Raw genomic sequence first — 17,220 nt, forward strand, 5'->3', positions numbered from 1 at the left:
TTTGACCGCAAACGCCACCACCTTTAGATACGCCTCCGGGCACAATGGACCGGACGGGAAGGGGAATTCGATGGCGCGTACGAGGCGTCCGCTGATCGCGGGCAACTGGAAGATGAACGGTCTCAAGGCCGATGCCCTCGCCCTCGCCAGAGATGTTGCTGCCGGCGTGAAGCAGGCCGGCTGGAGCGACCGAGAGCTGCTGGTCTGCCCGCCTGCGACGCTGATCGCGGCCGTTGTCGACGCCGCCAGGGGGAGCGGGCTGCTGGTCGGCGGCCAGAACTGCCACGCCAAGGCGAGCGGCGCCCATACCGGCGACGTGTCCGCGGAGATGCTGAAGGATGCCGGCGCCAGCCACGTCATCGTCGGGCATTCCGAGCGCCGCGCCGATTGCGGCGAGACCAATGCGATCGTGCGGGCCAAGGCCGAGGCGGCCTGGCGCGCCGGATTGGTGCCGATCGTCTGCATCGGCGAGACCCTGTCCGAGCGCGAGGCCGGCGACACCCTCTCGGTACTCGAGAGCCAGCTCAACGGCAGCACGCCCGCGGGGGCGACCGGCGCTAACCTGGTGGTGGCCTATGAGCCGGTCTGGGCAATCGGCACCGGAAAGACGCCGACGGTCGCCGAGGTCGCTGCAGCGCACGCGCATATTCGCGCGGTGCTGAGCGGACTGACGGGCGAGGCGGCTGGCGTGCGCCTGCTCTACGGCGGTTCCGTGAAGGGCAGCAATGCCGCCGAGCTTCTGGGCGTAGGCGACGTCGACGGTGCCCTCGTCGGCGGCGCAAGCCTCAACGCGGCAGAATTTTTGGCTATCGCCAAGGCCGCCTAAAGGGGCTAGAAGCCCCCGCTTGCGAAGCCCTCCTAGCGCTGGACGAAAATGGACGCCGTAAGACACTTCCTCCACGAATGGCGCCTCGTGCTGCTCGTCATCCACGTCGGTGTGACCAGCGCGATGATCATCGTGATTCTCCTGCAGCGCAGCGAAGGCGGCGGGCTGGGCATGGGCGGCCGGTCCGACGCGCTGTTCTCGGTACGCGGCCAGGCCAACGTGCTCTCGCGCATGACCGCGATCTTCGCGAGCATCTTCTTCGTGCTGAGCCTCATCATGGCGTGGAGCATGACCGATCCGGTTCGTGCCACGAGGTCCATCATGGACCGCGTGCCGGTCGGCTCGGGGGCTCCGGCTGCTCCCGCACCAGGCAGCGGCGGCACGGCCCCGGCGCCAGCGGCTCCCGCCGCACCGGCGCAGCCAGCCGCTCCGACCCGCTAGGACCGACATGAAACCAGCTTCCTCCCTCCGCCGAAATCTCTCCGGCGGAGCGATATCCCCATGGCTGCGCTCCACAAGCGCTTGTATGCTGTAAGCCCATGACGCGCTTTATTTTCATAACGGGCGGCGTGGTTTCCTCGCTTGGCAAGGGTCTTTCCTCGGCGGCGCTCGGCGCGCTGCTGCAGGCCCGCGGCTACAAGGTCAGACTGCGCAAGCTCGATCCTTATCTGAACGTCGATCCGGGGACGATGAGCCCCTACCAGCACGGCGAGGTCTTCGTGACCGACGACGGGGCAGAAACCGACCTGGATCTCGGCCATTACGAGCGCTTCACAGGCGTCGATGCCCGCCAGAGCGACAATATCACCACGGGCCGCATCTACTCGACCGTGATCGCCAAGGAGCGGCGCGGCGAGTATCTCGGCGCTACCGTCCAGGTGATCCCGCACGTCACAGACGCCATCAAGGATTTCGTCCTGGCCGACACGGACAAGGAAGACTTCGTCCTGGTTGAAGTGGGTGGCACGGTCGGCGACATCGAGAGCCTGCCGTTCCTCGAAGCGATCCGCCAGGTCGGTAACGAACTTGGCCGCGAGCGCACGATGTATGTGCATCTGACCCTGCTTCCTTGGGTCCCTACGGCCGGTGAACTCAAGACCAAGCCGACCCAGCACTCGGTGAAGGAGCTTCTCAGCGTCGGTATCCAGCCCGACCTGCTGGTCTGTCGCAGCGGCGACAAGGAGATCCCGGCCAACGAGCAGCGCAAGATCGCCCTGTTCTGCAACGTGAAGCCGGAGCGCGTGATCGAGGCCCGTGACGTCGACACGATCTACCAGGTGCCGATTGCCTATCACGAACGCGGCTTCGACCGCGAAGTCTGCCGCTATTTCGGCCTTCCGGCCGACGAGGAGCCCAATCTCGACCGCTGGCGTGGCGTCGTCCGCTCGGTGCGCGAACCCGAGGGCAAGGTGACGATCGCGGTGGTCGGCAAGTACACGGTGCTTCTCGACGCCTACAAGTCGCTCTCTGAGGCGTTGACCCATGGCGGCTTCGGCAGCAACGTGAAGGTCGGCCTCGAGTGGATGGACTCCGAGATCTTCGAGCGCGACGACGCCGTCAGCCATCTGGAGCATGTCCACGGCATCCTGGTGCCCGGTGGCTTCGGCGAGCGCGGCACCGAGGGCAAGATCCACGCCGTGAAGTTCGCCCGCGAGCGCAAGGTGCCGTTCTTCGGCATCTGCTTCGGCATGCAGATGGCAGTGATCGAGGCCGCACGGAACCTGCTGGGCATCGAGTCGGCCTCGTCCAGCGAATTCGGGCCGACCGACCATGCGGTGGTCGGTCTGATGACCGAATGGATGAAGGGCAACCAGCTGGAAAAACGCTCGGCTGAGGGCGACCTCGGCGGGACGATGCGGCTGGGCGCCTATCCGGCGCATCTGCGGCCCGGCACCAAGGTCCACGAGATCTATGGCCAGGACGTGATCAGCGAGCGGCACCGCCATCGCTACGAGGTGAACGTCAACTACAAGGACCGGCTGGAGCAGGTGGGCCTGCGCTTCTCGGGCATGTCGCCCGACGGCATCCTGCCCGAGATCGTCGAGATTCCCGACCATCCCTGGTTCATCGGCGTCCAGTACCATCCCGAGCTGAAATCGCGCCCCTTCGCACCGCATCCGCTTTTCACCTCGTTCATCGGCGCCGCCAAGACACAGAGTCGCCTCGTCTAGGAAGGGACGGGGCCGCAGCCGGGTCGCATTTCCGTCACCTTTCTCAGGTGAATTGCCGCCATGGTCCGTATTGCCGCGCTCGTCACACTCGCTGTACTCACGCTCGGCTCCAATGCCTGGGCGCAATCGTCCTACGGCAAGGCCGAGCGGCGCGACCCCATCTTTCTGCGCTTCGCTGAGATGGCCAACCGCTACTGGGTGAACACCGAGACGAATTCGGCCAGCCACAAGGTCGTGGCAATCCCGATGCCCAAGCAATGCGCCTTCCTCTATGCCGACGCCTATACGCGCGGGCAGCAGAGCGAGAGCGAGGTGCGGCAGATCGCATTGTCGAACTGCAATCGGCGTCTCCAGGAACTCGGGCCCCTCGGCGAGAACTACGGCGTCGACTGCCGGTGCCAGGTGGTCATCAGCGACGAGACCTATGTCGTCCCGAAGTCCGCCATGCCGGATGACGCCTACGGTCCCGCCTCGATCTTCTATCGCGACGATCGCGGCAATGTCGCGCGACTCAACGGGCTGGTGCGCTATGGCGCGCTGATCGGCCGGGACCGCTCCGTCACCTTCACGGTCGACAATCCGCGCGGCGAGCAGGTGTGCACCGGGACCATGACCAACGAGAATCCCGGCAGCGGGCAATTTTCGCTGTCCTGCTTCGGCGGCAAGTTCGCCGGCCGCGGCACCTACGAAAGCAAGACCGGCGCACCCAACGACCACATCATCGCCCGAGGCCAGACCGGACGGGGGCAGCCCGTGACCATGGTGATCGGCCTGCCGGCGCAACTCGCGGCCAACACCTATGGCAGCCTCTGAGATGCGTCTCGCCGCGGCCCTGATCGGGCTGGCGCTCCTGGCACCGGCCATCGCCTCGGCGCAAAGCGCCAGCGAAGTCGAACGCTGCTTCCAGAATCCCGGCGCCTGCGCATCAGGAGGCGGGGGCGGCGGCGCTGCGCCAGTCCCGCATACCCCGCCGCCCGTCGCCGCGGCCCGGCCGGTACCCGCTCCGGCACCGGACTACACAACGGTGTTGAACAGTCCCGAGGCCGATCGCAGGAAAATCCAGGAGTCGCTGCGCACGCTCGACAAGTACAACGGTCCGATCGACGGCAATCTGCAGTCCGAAGCCACAATGAAGGCGATCGGCGACTGGCAGAAGGGGCGCAATACGCCGGCCGTTGGCAAGCTGACGCCGCAGGAGGCCGCCCAGCTCAACGCCGAGGCGAACCGTGCACCGATCCGGCGCCTCGAATCTCCGCCTCCGCAGACTGCCGCGCCGGTTCCATTGGCACCCGCCAAACCGTCGAATGCCGACACGCTGAAGACCCTGCAGGCGAAGCTGGCCGAGCGCCGCAAGGCCGCCGAACCGAAGGCCAATGCCGCGGCGCAGATGCTGGTGCGAGACCTCAAGGCCTATGTCTCCGCCGACGGCAAGGGCGTGGCCGGCGACCAGTTCGCGGAATTCGCCAAATGGTTCGCCGACAACAAGGCGGCCGGCCGCACCATCGGCGAGATCACGCCGGTGATCGACGACTACGGCGACGCCAAGGCGGGCGCCGCGACCGCGACGGAAGTGAAGTTCGAAACGAAGCAAGGCGACAAGACCTACGGCCAATGCCTTGTCTTCGCCTGGATCGAAGGCACCCCGCGCAAGAATCCGCAGGCCTTCAGCTGCGACGACGTCGCGGCGGTCGAGAAGTGGAAGACCGACCAGGCGCTCAAGAGCGCCTGGCGCTGATCCGAACGACGACTCTTCCGTCATCCTGAGCGCAGCGAAGGATCTGGCATGCGCTCAGGACTACTCCGGTCGTTCTGCCAGGTCCTTCGCTGTGCTCAGGACGACATTCGATTCTTAAGCATTCGCCCCGTGGATCGCCTCGATCACGGCCTTCGTGACGTCGGCTGTCTTCGCGGTGCCGCCGAGGTCGGGTGTGTGGAAGCGCTTGTCGGCCGTGACGCGTTCGATCGCCTTCATCAGGCGCCCAGCGGCGGCCGGTTCGCCGAGATGCTCCAGCATCATCACCGCCGACCAGAAGGTGCCGACGGGATTGGCCACGCCCTTGCCCATGATGTCGAAGGCCGAGCCATGGATCGGCTCGAACATCGAGGGGAAGGTTCGTTCGGGGTTGAGGTTGGCGGTCGGCGCGATGCCCAGCGAGCCGGCCAGCGCGGCAGCGAGATCCGACAGGATGTCGGCGTGCAGATTGGTCGCCACCACCGTGTCGATGCTGCCGGGTTTCATCACCATGCGCATGGTCATGGCATCGACCAGCATCTTGTCCCAAGTGACGTCCTTGAAGTCGGCCGCCACCTCGTTGGCGATCTCGTCCCACATCACCATGGCGTGGCGCTGGGCGTTCGACTTGGTGACGACGGTTAAGAGCTTGCGCGGCCGCGACTGCGCGAGCTTGAAGGCGAAGCGCAGGATGCGCTCGACACCGGCGCGCGTGAACATCGCGACGTCGGTCGCCGCCTCGATCGGCGAGCCCTGGTGGACACGGCCGCCGACGCCGGAATATTCGCCCTCCGAGTTCTCGCGCACGATCACCCAGTCGAGCTCTTTGCCGTTCACGTGGCGCAGCGGCGAGGTGATGCCCGGCAGCACGCGGGTCGGGCGGACGTTGGCGTACTGGTCGAAGGGCTGGCAGATCGCCAGCCGCAAGCCCCACAGGGTGACATGGTCGGGAATGTCCGGATGCCCGGCCGACCCGAACAGGATCGCATCGTGCCTGGCGATCTGCTCGCGCCCGTCGACCGGCATCATGCGTCCGTGCTTCTTGTAGTAGTCGCCGCCCCAGTCGAAATGATCGATCTTGAAAGCGAAACTGCCCTCGCGCTTCGCGATGGCTTCCAGCACCTCGACTCCCGCCGACACGACTTCCGTGCCGATGCCGTCGCCGGGAATGGCTGCGATCCTGTAGGTCTTCATCGGTCTCTCCGTATCAGTTGCTGGCCTTGACGCCGGCCGCCTTGATCACGGCATCCCAGCGCTTCACTTCCGATTCGAGGTAGGTCTTGAGCGCCCCGGGGCTAACCTGCGCCTCTGCGACGGGCTCGGTGCCGAGGCCGGCGAAGCGCTCGAGCACCTTGGGGTCCTTCAGCGCGATCTTGAGCGCGGCGACGAGCTTGTCGGTGACGTCCTTGGGGAGGCCCTTGGGCGCCCACAGCGCGTGCCAGGCCGAAACCTCGAAACCGGGCAGGGCGCCGCTGTCCAGGGTCGGCAAACCGGGCACGGACGCGACCTTGGCCTTGGTGGTGACGGCGTAGCCCTTGATTCGCCCGTCCTTGATGTGGCCGGTCGTGTTGGTGGTCTGGTCGCACATCACGTCGAACGTGCCGCTGATCAGGTCGTTCATCGCCGGGCCGGTGCCGCGATAGCCGACGCCCTCCATCTTGATGCCCAGCTCCTTCATCAGGATCAGCATGCAGAGGTGCGAGGCCGAGCCGATGCCGGCATGGCCGTAGGTCGCCTTGCCCTGGTTGGCCTTCATCCAGGCGATGATTTCGGCGATGTCCTTCGGCGGCAGGCCGGCCTTCGAGACCAGCGTCATCGGCACATCGGTGATGCGGCCGAGATGGTCGAAATCGCCGACCACGTCGTACTTTAGGCCATCGTAGAGAGCGGGGGCGGTGGATTGCGCGATATGCCAGACGGCGATCGTGTAGCCGTCGGGCGCTGCGCGCGCGACCTTGGCCATGCCGATCGTCCCGCCGGCGCCGCCGACATTTTCCACGACGACGGTCTGGCCGAAGGTCTTGGTCATCGACTCGGCGATCAGGCGCGCCACCGTGTCGGTCGGGCCACCGGCCGCGGCCGGCACGATCAGGGTGACCGGCTTGCTCGGATAGGCCTGCGCGGCGGCGGTTCCGCCTACGGCGAACCACGCGAGGCAGGTGGCGGCTGCGGCGCCGCTCAGCAGGGCACGACGAAGAATGCTCACGGTTCACTCCCTTGGATTCTTGATTTGCCGCCTCTTTACGTCCGTCGGCGGAGTCCGGCAATTGGCGCTGGATTATACAAATTTCTGATACAATTCCTGTCATGGACCTGCATCAGCTTCGCTGTTTCGTGGCCGTGGCCGACGAACTGCATTTCGGCCGGGCGGCGCGCCGGCTCGACATGCTGCCGTCGGCGTTGAGCCGCGACATCCGTCTGCTGGAGACCTCGCTGGGTACGTCCCTGCTGCTGCGGACCACGCGAAACGTGATGTTGTCACAGGATGGTGCCGCTTTCGTCGACGACGCCCGTGCGCTGCTGGCGCGGGCCGATGCGCTGGCCGCCGAGGTAAGGGAGCGCGGACGTCGTCGGTCACGCGATCTCATCCGCGTCGGCGCAATCGACACGGCGGCGGCCGGCCTGATCCCGCCACTGCTGCACGATTTCCGCGAGCAGTGTGCCGCGGTCGCCGTCCAGCTGGTCGAGGACAAGACCGTGCGCCTGGTGCCGAAGCTTTTGTCGGGCCGGCTCGACATTGCCTTTATCCGTCCGCCGGCGCGTCTCGACAGGCGTATCGAGACGATGATGCTTTTCCACGAGACGCCGGTCGTCGCCATGCCGTCGCGTCACCGCCTCGCGGGCCGACGCCGCCTGTCCATCGAGGCGCTGGCGGACGAGCCCATGATCGTGCCCGACCGCAGCTCGCGTCCGCACAGCCACGACCTCACGATCAAGCTGTTCCAGCGCGCAGGCCTGCGTCCCCACGTGTCGCAGATCGCCGAGGAGAAGCAGACCATCGTCCAACTGGTCGCGGCGGGATTGGGCCTGGCGATCGTGCCGCGCTGGGCATCGCGGCTCGGCATGACGGGCGTCCGCTTCGTCCCGCTCGCCTCTCGCGAGGCCTCCGCCCTCGACCTCCTGCCGATGGCGGCCGCCTGGCTGCGCAACGCCCGCGACCCGCTGCGCGAAGAAATGCTCGACATGCTCCGCCTGCGCCTGCCGCGCTACGCAGCGGGGGCTTGAAAGAGGTGACCTAGCAACGGAGCGCGCCACTCCAGTGGTGCGCTCCAATGAGCCTATTTTTTACAAAGCCGGCATCGTCTGGCCGGCCGCCCACAGCCACTTGCCGTCCGCGTTGGCGAATACGCAGAGCGAGCGATAGGTCGCCTGGACTTCACGCCCTCCGGCGCTGAATCGGTCGCGCAGGGTCAGGGTTGCGATCGCAAAGCCGGGGAACGTGCTGACCCAGAGATCGTCAATCTGCTGCTCGTGGAAGACGACCTTGCCGGACGTGCAATAGGTCTCGATATAGCCGGCCTTGTCGAAGCGCGTGCCGCCCGCATTGACGTAGACGAAGCCGTCATGGAGCAGCGCGGCCAGCGTCTCTGCCGATCGGCCCACAACTGCATCCGCCTTTGCCGCGAGAACCTGCCGGATTGCGTCGGCAGGCATCGGGCTACCTCGCCCGTTCCAAATAGCTCTCGAAGACGCCGACATGGACGAAGGCCTGGTCGGCCGAGTCCGACCACAGGTGGCGCGAATCGAAGCGGACATCGTAGGTCGGCTCGTCCTCGGCCTCGATGCCGTGGCCATGGGCGTCGGGGAACGGGTAGGGTGGGGACACGCCGACCACCACGCCGCTCTTGCCGCGGATATAGCCCGGCATGCGGACATGGCCGGGGACGTAGTCCGTCTTCACCGTGACCCTGTCGCCGACCTCCAGCGTCTGGCGCGTCGCGACATTGGCGCGGCCTGGGGCGCTGGGCGACGAGAGGGGGAAGGCTCCCTGGGCGCGTTGCTCCAGCTCCTCTTGCGTCAGGATGCCCTTCTCGACGCAGAGCGTCGCGAGGCTGGTCAGCGAACGCTCGTAGTAGCTGGCCGACAGATAGTGGCGCGGCTCCATGCGCTCGATGGCGTGGCGGTACTCGTCCATGTTGAAGATGCCGAGCTTCACTGCCAGCGAGTACAGCGCGTTGACCCGCTTCTCCCACGGCTCGTGGAAGGCCTGGGCGCGGAGCGAATAGCGGACACGGCCGAAGCCCTGCTTGCCGCCGAGATCGTGCATGCCGTCCATGTGTCTCTCCGATCCTAGAGGCGCGAGACGCCGATCATGGCGTCCTTGGTGACCAGCCCGGCGAGCTTCTCCTCGGACCAGCCCTCCGTGCCTTCAGGCCGCACCGGCAGGACCATGTAGCGCGTGTCGGCCGTGGTATCCCAGACTCGGATCTCCATCTCGGCCGGCAGGTCGAGGCCCATCTCCTTCAGCACCGTGCGCGACTGACGCACGATCCGGGCGCGATACTCCAGGTCCTTGTACCAGTCCGGCGGCAGGCCGATGATCGAGAACGCCGTGCAGGAACAAAGCGTGCAGCAGATCACGTTGTGGACGCTGGGCGTATTCTCCAGCACCACCAGGTGCCGGTGATGCGGCGGCATCGAGAGGCCGAGCTCGGCCACGGCGTCGCGGCCGTTGGCGAACAGGCGCTCGCGGAAGGCGGGATCGGTCCAGGCCTTGGCGACCACCCGCGCACCGTTTTGCGGCACCCATTCCTCCTCGGCGAGGTGCTTGAACTCGCGGATGAAGTTGGCGGGCTCCATGCCGCGTTCCTGGAACGCGGCCTCGATGGCGTCGGTCCGGGCTTTGACGGACGCGGTGGCATGGTGGTGGTGGGTCTGGTCGGGCATCGTTCTCTCCCAGGCGGCGGCAATTTTCGCCGGGAAGTATAGGAAGCGCGCGCCATCGCGTCACTTGCTCCCCGCCGCCCGCGCGGGCTAGACAGGCCGCGCCCAACAGGAGTTTTTCTCATGAGCGCCATCGCCGAAGTCCGCGGCCGCGAAATTCTCGACAGCCGTGGCAATCCCACCGTCGAAGTCGAAGTCGAACTCGACAGCGGCGCGATCGGCCGCGCGGCCGTCCCGTCCGGCGCCTCGACCGGCGCGCACGAGGCGGTCGAGCTGCGTGACGGCGACAAGAAGCGCTATGGCGGAAAGGGTGTGCTGAAGGCGGTCGCAGCGGTCAACGGCGAGATCATGGACCTGCTGTCCGGCCTCGACGCGCTGGAGCAGATCAAGATCGACCGCGCCCTGATCGAGCTCGACGGCACGCCGAACAAGGGCCGCCTCGGCGCCAACGCGATCCTCGGCGCCTCGCTGGCCGTCGCCAAGGCCGCGGCAATGGACAGCGGCCTGCCGCTCTACCGCTATGTCGGCGGCAGCCAGGCCTCGGTGCTGCCGGTGCCGCTGATGAACATCATCAACGGCGGCGCCCATGCCGACAATCCGATCGACATCCAGGAATTCATGATCATGCCGGTGAAGGCCGACCGCTTCGCCGATGCCCTGCGCATGGGCGCTGAGGTCTTCCACGCGCTGCGCGGCCAGCTCCATGACGCCGGCCACAACACCAACGTGGGCGACGAGGGAGGCTTCGCGCCGAACCTCGCGACCGCCGACGAGGCGCTGTCCTTCGTCATGAAGGCCATCGAGAAGGCCGGCTACAAGCCCGGCGAGGACGTGATGCTGGCGCTGGACCCGGCCTCGACCGAGTTCTTCAAGAAGGGCAAGTACGAGATGGAGGGCGAGGGCAAGTCGTTCGATGCCGCCGGCATGGTCGACTACTACGCCGATCTCGTGAAGCGCTACCCGATCGTGTCGATCGAGGACGGCATGGCCGAGGACGACATGAAAGGCTGGAAGGCCATCACCGACAAGCTCGGCAAGAAGATCCAGCTGGTCGGCGACGACCTGTTCGTCACCAACCCGAAGCGGCTGGAGCAGGGCATCAAGGATGGCCTCGCCAACGCCATCCTGGTCAAGGTCAACCAGATCGGCACGCTGACCGAGACGATGGAAGCCGTCTCCATGGCGCGCAACGCCAGCTACGGCGCCGTCATGTCCCACCGCTCGGGCGAGACCGAGGACGCGACCATCGCCGACCTCGCCGTCGCCACCAACTGCGGCCAGATCAAGACCGGCTCGCTGTCGCGCTCCGATCGCCTGGCCAAGTACAACCAGCTCCTCCGCATCGAGGAGCAGCTCGGCACCCAGGCCCGCTACGCCGGGACGTCGATCCTGCGCGGCTGAGCCAAGGGCGGAACGAGACGATCAAGGGTCGCTGCGGCGGCCCTTTTTCACGCCTGCCTGCCGACGCAATAATTGACGAAGGCAAGTAATTGATTGACGATGGCAACTGTATGGGAGGTTGCCATGGCCGCATCGTCGCTCGCGTCCCGCATCGAGGCGGTCCGCCGCTTCTCGCGTTTTTATACCCGCCGCATCGGCGTCCTCGAGGAGACGCTGCTGCACAGCCCGTTCACTCTCCCGGAGGGGCGGCTGGTCTACGAAATCGCCAACCGGGACCGGCCGACGGCCCAGGAACTGTGCCGCGATCTCGGCCTCGACCCGGGTTATGTCAGCCGCCTGCTGAAGGGCCTGGAGAAGCGGGGGTGCGTCGCCCGCACGCGCTCGCAGGCTGACAAGCGGCAGACCGAACTTACCCTGACGGCCGAGGGCCAGAAGCTCTGGGGCGCCATGAACGAGCAGTCGCGGCAGGACATCGCCAAGCTGCTGGCGGAACTGCCGATCGAACGGCAGGACAGGCTGGTCAAGGCGCTGGAGACGGTACAGCGGCTCCTCGACGAGCCGCCGGAGAAGCGTGTGCCCTTCACCCTGCGGCCGCACCAGCCCGGCGACATGGGCTGGATCATCCGCCGCCAGACCCAGCTCTATGCTGACGAATTCGGCTGGGACGGCAGCTTCGAGGCGATGCTGGCGGAGATCTCGGCCAGGTTCATCAAGAAGTTCGATCCGAAGTCCGACAATTGCTGGATCGCCGAGCGCAACGGCGAGATCGTCGGATCGGTCTTCCTGGTGCGGGCGGGCAAGGCCACGGGCCAGCTCCGCATGCTCTACGTCGAACCGTCCGCACGCGGGCTGGGGATTGGCCAGAGCCTGGTCGCGGCCTGCATCGAGGATGCCCGCGCCAAGGGCTACAGGAAGCTGATGCTGTGGACCAACGACATCCTGGTCTCGGCGCGCAAGATCTATATAGCCGCCGGCTTCCGGCTTGTCAGGGAAGAGAAGCACGACAGTTTCGGCAAGAAGCTGGTCGGGCAGTTCTGGAACCTCGACCTGTGAGGCGGCCCGGCCCGCTCTGGGCCGCGGCCGGCACCGGTATTCAGGTCGGCGCCGCCATGGTGGCGACGCGCTACGTGGTCGATGCGGCGGGGCCGGGTTCGCTCGGCTTCCTGCGCTATCTGGTCGGGCTGATATGCCTCGTTCCGGCCCTGTGGCTGCGACCCTGGCAACGCATCGCCGCACGCGACCTGCTGCCGATCGGGCTGCTGGGCATTGGACAGTTCGCGGCGCTGATGGTGCTCCTGAACTACTCGCTGCTGCATATTCCGGCCGCGCGGGCGTCGCTGCTGTTCTCGACCTTTCCGCTGATGACCATGATCCTGTCCGCACTGCTGGGCCGGGAGCGGTTCACGACGGCCAAGGTCTGCGGCGCGCTGCTCACCTTCGCCGGCGTGGCGATCGCGCTGGGAGGGGCGGCGATGACGCGGCAGCCGGAGCAGGGATCGGTCTGGCTGGGAACGCTGTCGGCACTCGGGGCGGCCTTCTGCGGTGCGGCCTGCTCGATTTTCTATGCGCCCTATGTCGGGCGCTACTCCGCTCTCCACGTGACTTCCTTCGCCATGTTCGTGGCGGTCCTCACGCTTGCCGGCATTGCCGCCGCCGAGGGGTTCTTCGCGAGCTGGCCGTCGTTCACGAGGGGTGAAATGGCCGCCATAGCCTTCATCGGCCTGTCGAGCGGTGTCGGCTTCTTCCTGTGGGTCTATGCGCTGGGCAATGCGCCGCCGACCCTGGTCACCATGTTCCTCGGCCTCGGCCCGGTGACCGCGGCGCTGGGCGGCACGGCATTGCTTGGCGAACCCTTGCCCGAGGCCGCCCTGCTGGGGCTCGGCTGTGTCCTGGCGGGCCTGTGGTGGGCGCTCAAGCCCGACCGACGGGCCTCGCAATCGAAATAATCAAAATAAACGAAACATTCGAAATGAATGTCGCGCCCTGATTGACCCATGGGCCCCGGGCAGCTCGATAGCGCCGTGCCAATCGAAAAATCTTGACGAAAGGCCACAATATGTTGCCATATCCCTGCAGGAACGCAGCATATGTTGTTGAGACCACGTCAGATTTTGGCTCCCGTCATCTTCGCCACGGTATTCGGCTACTTCGGATACCATTTGGTGAACGGTGATCGTGGCCTGCTGGCCATGGCCCATCTCCAGCGTGAGGTGCTGGTCGCGGAACAGAACCTCGCCGAGGCCGAAACCACCCGGAAGATCTGGGAGCGGCGAGTCGCAGCCCTGCGCAACCAGAGCCTCGAACCCGACATGCTGGACGAGCGGGCGCGTGTGCTGCTCAATTTCGCGCGCAAGGACGACATCATCGTCTTCATGCCGACGCGCTGACGGTCGCGCCACGCGACGATGACGCCTCGTTCAGCGTTCGCCCCGCGGCCGCCTGAAAGAAACTGTCCGGTGTGATCCATCAAAGGAAAACAATCGCTCAATTGCTGCGGCGCACTCGCGTCGGGTCTGTTTTTTCCTGCTAGATCAAATACATCGCCCTGAGCGATGCTATAAGCCGAAGTGCGTTCATGAGGGGACTGCCATGGCGAAGCCGGCCACGAAGCCGAAAGACGATCCTTCTCCCGCCAAGGCGAAATCGCCTCCGAATCTCGGCGATAACAGCGTGAGCCCCCACGAACTCAGGGCGCATTACCGCGACATGCTTCTGATCCGCCGCTTCGAGGAGCGGGCGGGCCAACTCTACGGCATGGGGCTGATCGGCGGCTTCTGCCACCTATACATCGGCCAGGAAGCGGTCGTGGTCGGGATGCAGGCGAATGTCCGCGACAAGGATGCCGTCATCACCTCGTACCGCGACCACGGGCACATGCTGGCCTGCGGCATGGACCCCAAGGGCGTGATGGCCGAGCTGACCGGGCGCAGCGGCGGCTATTCCAAGGGCAAGGGCGGCTCGATGCACATGTTCAGCCGCGAGAAGAGCTTCTATGGCGGCCACGGCATCGTCGGCGCCCAGGTGCCGATCGGCACCGGTCTCGCCTTCGCCCACAAGTACAACGGCAACGAGAACGTCTCGCTGACCTATTTCGGCGACGGCAGCGCCAACCAGGGGCAGGTCTACGAGGCCATGAACATGGCGGCGCTGTGGAAGCTTCCGGTGGTTTACATCATCGAGAACAACCGCTACGGCATGGGCACTTCGGTCGAGCGCGCCTCGGCCACGACCGAGCTCTACCGTCACGGCGAAGCCTTCGGCATCCCGGGCGAGCGGGTCGACGGCATGGACGTGCTGGCGGTACGGGCCGCCGGCGAAAAGGCCATCGAGCATGCGCGCAGCGGCCAGGGACCCTACATCCTCGAGATGCAGACCTATCGCTACCGCGGCCATTCGATGAGCGATCCGGCCAAGTACCGGACCAAGGAAGAGGTCGACAAGTTCCGCAACGAGCGCGACCCGATCGAGCACATCCGCAAGCGCCTGCTCGACGCAGGGATCATCGACGAAGCCGGACTGAAGGCCATCGACACGGAGATCCGCAAGGTCGTGAACGACGCCGCCGAATTCTCGCAGCACAGTCCCGAGCCCGATCCGTCGGAGCTGTGGACCGACATTCTGGTCGAGGCCTGATCCCATGAGCATTCAGGTTCTGATGCCGGCCCTGTCTCCCACCATGACCGAGGGCAAGCTCGCCAAGTGGCACGTCAAGGTCGGCGATGAAGTGAAGTCGGGCCAGGTGATCTGCGAGATCGAGACCGACAAGGCCACGATGGAAGTCGAGGCGGTCGACGAAGGCACGGTCGCCAGGATCCTCATCGAGGAAGGTACAGAGGGCGTCGCCGTCAACACGCCGATCTGCGTGCTCGCGGGCGAAGGCGAGAGCGCCGCCGATGCCGCGGCGCCAGCCCCGGTCGCCAAGGCCGAGGCCGAGGCCGCGAAGGAGGAGGCTTCCCGGGCCGAAGAGAAGCCGAAGGCTGAGACAGCGCTTGCGGCACCTGCCGTCGCCGCGCCGGCCCCCGAGCCGGAATGGAAGGGCGGGACGCAGCACATGACGGTGCGCGAGGCGCTGCGCGAAGCCATGGCGGCCGAGATGCGCGCCGACGGCTCAGTCTTCCTGATGGGCGAGGAAGTCGCGCAGTACCAGGGTGCCTACAAGGTGAGCCAGGGCCTGCTCGACGAGTTCGGCGCCAAGCGCGTCATCGACACGCCGATCACCGAGCACGGTTTTGCCGGCCTGGGCGTCGGCGCCGCCTTCGGCGGACTGAAGCCGATCGTCGAGTTCATGACCTTCAACTTCGCCATGCAGGCGATCGACCAGATCATCAACTCGGCGGCCAAGACCCACTACATGTCGGGCGGCCAGATGACCTGCCCGATCGTGTTCCGCGGCCCCAACGGCGCCGCGTCGCGAGTCGCTGCCCAGCATTCGCAGTGCTATGCGAGCTGGTATGCCCATGTGCCGGGTCTGCGCGTGCTCGCGCCGTGGAGCGCCGCCGACGCCAAGGGACTGCTTCGTGCAGCGATCCGCGATCCCAACCCGGTGATCTTCCTCGAAAACGAGATCCTCTACGGCCAGTCGTTCGACGTGCCGGAGGACCCGGATTTCGTGCTGCCGATCGGCAAGGCGAAGATCGAGCGGGTCGGCAAGGACGTCACGATCGTCGCCTTCTCGATCATGGTCGGCAAGGCGCTGCAGGCGGCCGAGGAGCTAGCCAAGATCGGGATCGATGCCGAGGTGATCAACCTGCGCTCGCTGCGCCCGTTCGACACAGAGACGATCGTCGAATCGGTGAAGAAGACCAACCGCCTCGTCTCCTGCGAGGAGGGTTGGCACTTCGCCGGTATCGGCTCCGAACTGTCGGCGCTGATGATGGAGCACGCCTTCGATTACCTCGATGCGCCCGTGAAGCGCGTCGCCGGTCTCGACGTGCCGCTGCCCTATGCCGCGAACCTCGAGAAGATGGCGCTGCCGCAATCCTCTCACATCGTCGAGGCCGCGCGCGCGGTCTGCAATCGCTGAGGTGGGAGAGCCGGCATGTCGATCAACATCCTGATGCCCGCGCTCTCGCCCACCATGACGGAGGGCAAGCTCGCCAAGTGGCACGTCAAGGTCGGTGACAAGGTCAAGTCCGGCCAGGTGGTCTGCGAGATCGAAACTGACAAGGCCACGATGGAAGTCGAGGCCGTCGACGAGGGCAAGATCGGCCAGATCCTGGTCGAGGAGGGCACCGAAGGCGTGAAGGTCAATGCCGTCATCGCAGTGCTGCTCGAAGAGGGCGAGAAGGAAGTCGCCAGGTCGGCGGCACCCGCCCCCGAGAAGCCGGCACCGAAGGCCGAGGAGAAGCCCGCCGAGAAGCCGGCGGCTCCGGCACCTGCACCGGCTGCCAAGCCGACTGCGCCGCCCGCTTCCTCCGGTGGTACTCGCGTCTTCGCCTCGCCGCTGGCCAGGCGCATCGCGGCGGAGAAGGGCATCGACCTCACCGGCATCAAGGGCTCCGGCCCGAACGGCCGCATCGTCAAGGTCGACGTCGAGAACGCGAGGCCGGGCGCCGCACCCGCCGCTACTCCCAAGGCCGCACCGAAGCCCGCGGCTCCGGCACCCGCTGCCGGCGGCCAGCCGGTCTTCGTGGCGCCGGGCGACAGCCGGGTGCCGCACACCAGCATCCGCAAGGTCATCGCGCGGCGCATGCTCGAGTCCAAGCAGACCGTCCCGCATTTCTACCTGACAGTCGATTTCGAGATCGACGCCCTGCTGACCGCGCGCACCGCTATCAACGCCGTGGTGGAGAAGAAGGGCGCCAAGGTCTCGGTCAACGACATGGTGATCAAGGCCTGCGCCAAGGCACTGCGCGACCATCCAGAGTGCAACGCCTCGTGGACCGAGGAGGAGATGATCCAGTACGGCGCGGTCGATATCTCCGTCGCCGTGGCCACCGACCGCGGGCTGATCACGCCGATCGTGCGCAATGCCGACATGAAGGGCCTGGCCCAGATCTCGGTCGAGATGAAGGACCTCGCCAGCCGCGCCAAGAGCGGCAAGCTGAAGCTCGAAGAGTTCCAGGGCGGCGGCTTCACCATCTCGAACCTCGGTATGTTCGGCGTCCACGACTTCGGCGCCATCATCAACACGCCACAGGCCATGATCCTCGCCGTCGGCGCGGGCGAGGAGCGGGTGGTCGTCCGCAAGGGCGAGATGGTCATCC

18 protein-coding genes are annotated in these 17,220 nt (G+C 66.2%); 13 read left to right on the top strand and 5 right to left on the bottom strand.

What is annotated here, in order from left to right:
* Positions 1–70: 70 nt before the first annotated feature.
* The 5 genes from tpiA to Q0Q48_RS09620 all read left to right on the top strand — a co-directional run bounded on the left by tpiA (position 71) and on the right by Q0Q48_RS09620 (position 4,732).
* A complete protein-coding gene (gene tpiA / locus Q0Q48_RS09600; RefSeq protein WP_295136912.1) occupies positions 71–826 on the top strand; it encodes a triose-phosphate isomerase in 756 nt (251 codons plus the stop codon).
* A 48-nt stretch (positions 827–874) separates the two neighbouring features.
* Positions 875–1,267 carry a preprotein translocase subunit SecG gene (gene secG, locus Q0Q48_RS09605; RefSeq protein WP_295136913.1) on the top strand — a complete coding sequence of 131 codons (393 nt, stop codon included), beginning with the start codon at positions 875–877 and terminating at the stop codon, positions 1,265–1,267.
* Between the two features lie 98 nt (positions 1,268–1,365).
* Entirely contained in the window at positions 1,366–2,997 is a 1,632-nt protein-coding gene (locus Q0Q48_RS09610) for a CTP synthase (RefSeq protein ID WP_295136914.1), read from the top strand.
* Between the two features lie 60 nt (positions 2,998–3,057).
* Positions 3,058–3,810 carry a hypothetical protein gene (locus Q0Q48_RS09615; RefSeq protein ID WP_295136915.1) on the top strand — a complete coding sequence of 251 codons (753 nt, stop codon included), beginning with the start codon at positions 3,058–3,060 and terminating at the stop codon, positions 3,808–3,810.
* A 1-nt stretch (position 3,811) separates the two neighbouring features.
* Complete coding sequence (locus Q0Q48_RS09620) at positions 3,812–4,732, top strand: peptidoglycan-binding domain-containing protein (protein ID WP_295136916.1); 921 nt, start codon at positions 3,812–3,814, stop codon at positions 4,730–4,732.
* 114 nt (positions 4,733–4,846) lie between these two features.
* Here the strand turns inward: Q0Q48_RS09620 and Q0Q48_RS09625 are convergent, their stop codons facing one another.
* Both Q0Q48_RS09625 and Q0Q48_RS09630 read right to left on the bottom strand, forming a co-directional pair.
* Complete coding sequence (locus Q0Q48_RS09625) at positions 4,847–5,923, bottom strand: tartrate dehydrogenase (RefSeq protein WP_295136917.1); 1,077 nt, start codon at positions 5,921–5,923, stop codon at positions 4,847–4,849.
* A 13-nt stretch (positions 5,924–5,936) separates the two neighbouring features.
* On the bottom strand, positions 5,937–6,935 hold the full coding sequence (locus Q0Q48_RS09630; RefSeq protein ID WP_295136918.1) for a tripartite tricarboxylate transporter substrate-binding protein: 999 nt from the start codon (positions 6,933–6,935) through the stop codon (positions 5,937–5,939).
* Positions 6,936–7,036: 101 nt separating this feature from the next.
* Between Q0Q48_RS09630 and Q0Q48_RS09635 the strand changes: the two genes are divergently transcribed.
* Positions 7,037–7,954 carry a LysR family transcriptional regulator gene (locus Q0Q48_RS09635; protein WP_295136919.1) on the top strand — a complete coding sequence of 306 codons (918 nt, stop codon included), beginning with the start codon at positions 7,037–7,039 and terminating at the stop codon, positions 7,952–7,954.
* A 60-nt stretch (positions 7,955–8,014) separates the two neighbouring features.
* Here the strand turns inward: Q0Q48_RS09635 and Q0Q48_RS09640 are convergent, their stop codons facing one another.
* From Q0Q48_RS09640 to nthA, 3 genes are read right to left on the bottom strand one after another with little or no spacing between them, the layout of a single operon-like run.
* Positions 8,015–8,383 (bottom strand): nuclear transport factor 2 family protein, encoded by a 369-nt coding sequence (locus Q0Q48_RS09640; RefSeq protein ID WP_295136920.1) that lies wholly within the window; start codon positions 8,381–8,383, stop codon positions 8,015–8,017.
* Between the two features lie 4 nt (positions 8,384–8,387).
* Complete coding sequence (locus tag Q0Q48_RS09645; protein WP_295136921.1) at positions 8,388–9,005, bottom strand: SH3-like domain-containing protein; 618 nt, start codon at positions 9,003–9,005, stop codon at positions 8,388–8,390.
* Between the two features lie 14 nt (positions 9,006–9,019).
* Positions 9,020–9,616, bottom strand: a complete 597-nt coding sequence (gene nthA / locus Q0Q48_RS09650; RefSeq protein ID WP_295136922.1) for a nitrile hydratase subunit alpha — start codon at positions 9,614–9,616, stop codon at positions 9,020–9,022.
* A gap of 120 nt (positions 9,617–9,736) precedes the next feature.
* Here nthA and eno point away from each other — a divergent pair, with 120 nt between their 5' ends.
* From eno to Q0Q48_RS09685, 7 genes are all read left to right on the top strand, one after another.
* On the top strand, positions 9,737–11,014 hold the full coding sequence (gene eno / locus Q0Q48_RS09655; RefSeq protein ID WP_230548778.1) for a phosphopyruvate hydratase: 1,278 nt from the start codon (positions 9,737–9,739) through the stop codon (positions 11,012–11,014).
* 123 nt (positions 11,015–11,137) lie between these two features.
* On the top strand, positions 11,138–12,067 hold the full coding sequence (locus Q0Q48_RS09660; RefSeq protein WP_295136923.1) for a helix-turn-helix domain-containing GNAT family N-acetyltransferase: 930 nt from the start codon (positions 11,138–11,140) through the stop codon (positions 12,065–12,067).
* Positions 12,064–12,960, top strand: a complete 897-nt coding sequence (locus Q0Q48_RS09665; protein WP_295136924.1) for a DMT family transporter — start codon at positions 12,064–12,066, stop codon at positions 12,958–12,960. Before Q0Q48_RS09660 ends, Q0Q48_RS09665 begins: the two co-directional genes overlap by 4 nt.
* Before the next feature lie 141 nt (positions 12,961–13,101).
* Entirely contained in the window at positions 13,102–13,401 is a 300-nt protein-coding gene (locus Q0Q48_RS09670) for a septum formation initiator family protein (protein WP_295136925.1), read from the top strand.
* Positions 13,402–13,603: 202 nt separating this feature from the next.
* Positions 13,604–14,647, top strand: a complete 1,044-nt coding sequence (gene pdhA / locus Q0Q48_RS09675) for a pyruvate dehydrogenase (acetyl-transferring) E1 component subunit alpha (RefSeq protein ID WP_295136926.1) — start codon at positions 13,604–13,606, stop codon at positions 14,645–14,647.
* A gap of 4 nt (positions 14,648–14,651) precedes the next feature.
* On the top strand, positions 14,652–16,037 hold the full coding sequence (locus Q0Q48_RS09680; RefSeq protein WP_295136927.1) for a pyruvate dehydrogenase complex E1 component subunit beta: 1,386 nt from the start codon (positions 14,652–14,654) through the stop codon (positions 16,035–16,037).
* 15 nt (positions 16,038–16,052) lie between these two features.
* Positions 16,053–17,220 (top strand): pyruvate dehydrogenase complex dihydrolipoamide acetyltransferase (locus Q0Q48_RS09685; protein WP_295136928.1); only part of this gene is annotated, 1,168 nt, incomplete at its 3' end.

The sequence above is a fragment of the uncultured Reyranella sp. genome, from assembly GCF_945957355.1.
In the GTDB taxonomy this organism is placed as follows: domain Bacteria; phylum Pseudomonadota; class Alphaproteobacteria; order Reyranellales; family Reyranellaceae; genus Reyranella.

Bases quoted from the DNA above. Each gene is read 5' to 3' on its own strand.
- pdhA (WP_295136926.1), top strand. From the start codon at position 13,604: ATGGCGAAGCCGGCCACGAAGCCGAAAGACGATCCTTCTCCCGCCAAG.
- Q0Q48_RS09660 (WP_295136923.1), top strand. From the start codon at position 11,138: ATGGCCGCATCGTCGCTCGCGTCCCGCATCGAGGCGGTCCGCCGCTTC.
- Q0Q48_RS09635 (WP_295136919.1), top strand. From the start codon at position 7,037: ATGGACCTGCATCAGCTTCGCTGTTTCGTGGCCGTGGCCGACGAACTG.
- nthA (WP_295136922.1), bottom strand. From the start codon at position 9,616: ATGCCCGACCAGACCCACCACCACCATGCCACCGCGTCCGTCAAAGCC.
- Q0Q48_RS09615 (WP_295136915.1), top strand. From the start codon at position 3,058: ATGGTCCGTATTGCCGCGCTCGTCACACTCGCTGTACTCACGCTCGGC.
- secG (WP_295136913.1), top strand. From the start codon at position 875: ATGGACGCCGTAAGACACTTCCTCCACGAATGGCGCCTCGTGCTGCTC.
- Q0Q48_RS09610 (WP_295136914.1), top strand. From the start codon at position 1,366: ATGACGCGCTTTATTTTCATAACGGGCGGCGTGGTTTCCTCGCTTGGC.
- Q0Q48_RS09625 (WP_295136917.1), bottom strand. From the start codon at position 5,923: ATGAAGACCTACAGGATCGCAGCCATTCCCGGCGACGGCATCGGCACG.
- Q0Q48_RS09620 (WP_295136916.1), top strand. From the start codon at position 3,812: ATGCGTCTCGCCGCGGCCCTGATCGGGCTGGCGCTCCTGGCACCGGCC.
- eno (WP_230548778.1), top strand. From the start codon at position 9,737: ATGAGCGCCATCGCCGAAGTCCGCGGCCGCGAAATTCTCGACAGCCGT.
- Q0Q48_RS09680 (WP_295136927.1), top strand. From the start codon at position 14,652: ATGAGCATTCAGGTTCTGATGCCGGCCCTGTCTCCCACCATGACCGAG.
- Q0Q48_RS09640 (WP_295136920.1), bottom strand. From the start codon at position 8,383: ATGCCTGCCGACGCAATCCGGCAGGTTCTCGCGGCAAAGGCGGATGCA.
- Q0Q48_RS09670 (WP_295136925.1), top strand. From the start codon at position 13,102: ATGTTGTTGAGACCACGTCAGATTTTGGCTCCCGTCATCTTCGCCACG.
- Q0Q48_RS09645 (WP_295136921.1), bottom strand. From the start codon at position 9,005: ATGGACGGCATGCACGATCTCGGCGGCAAGCAGGGCTTCGGCCGTGTC.
- tpiA (WP_295136912.1), top strand. From the start codon at position 71: ATGGCGCGTACGAGGCGTCCGCTGATCGCGGGCAACTGGAAGATGAAC.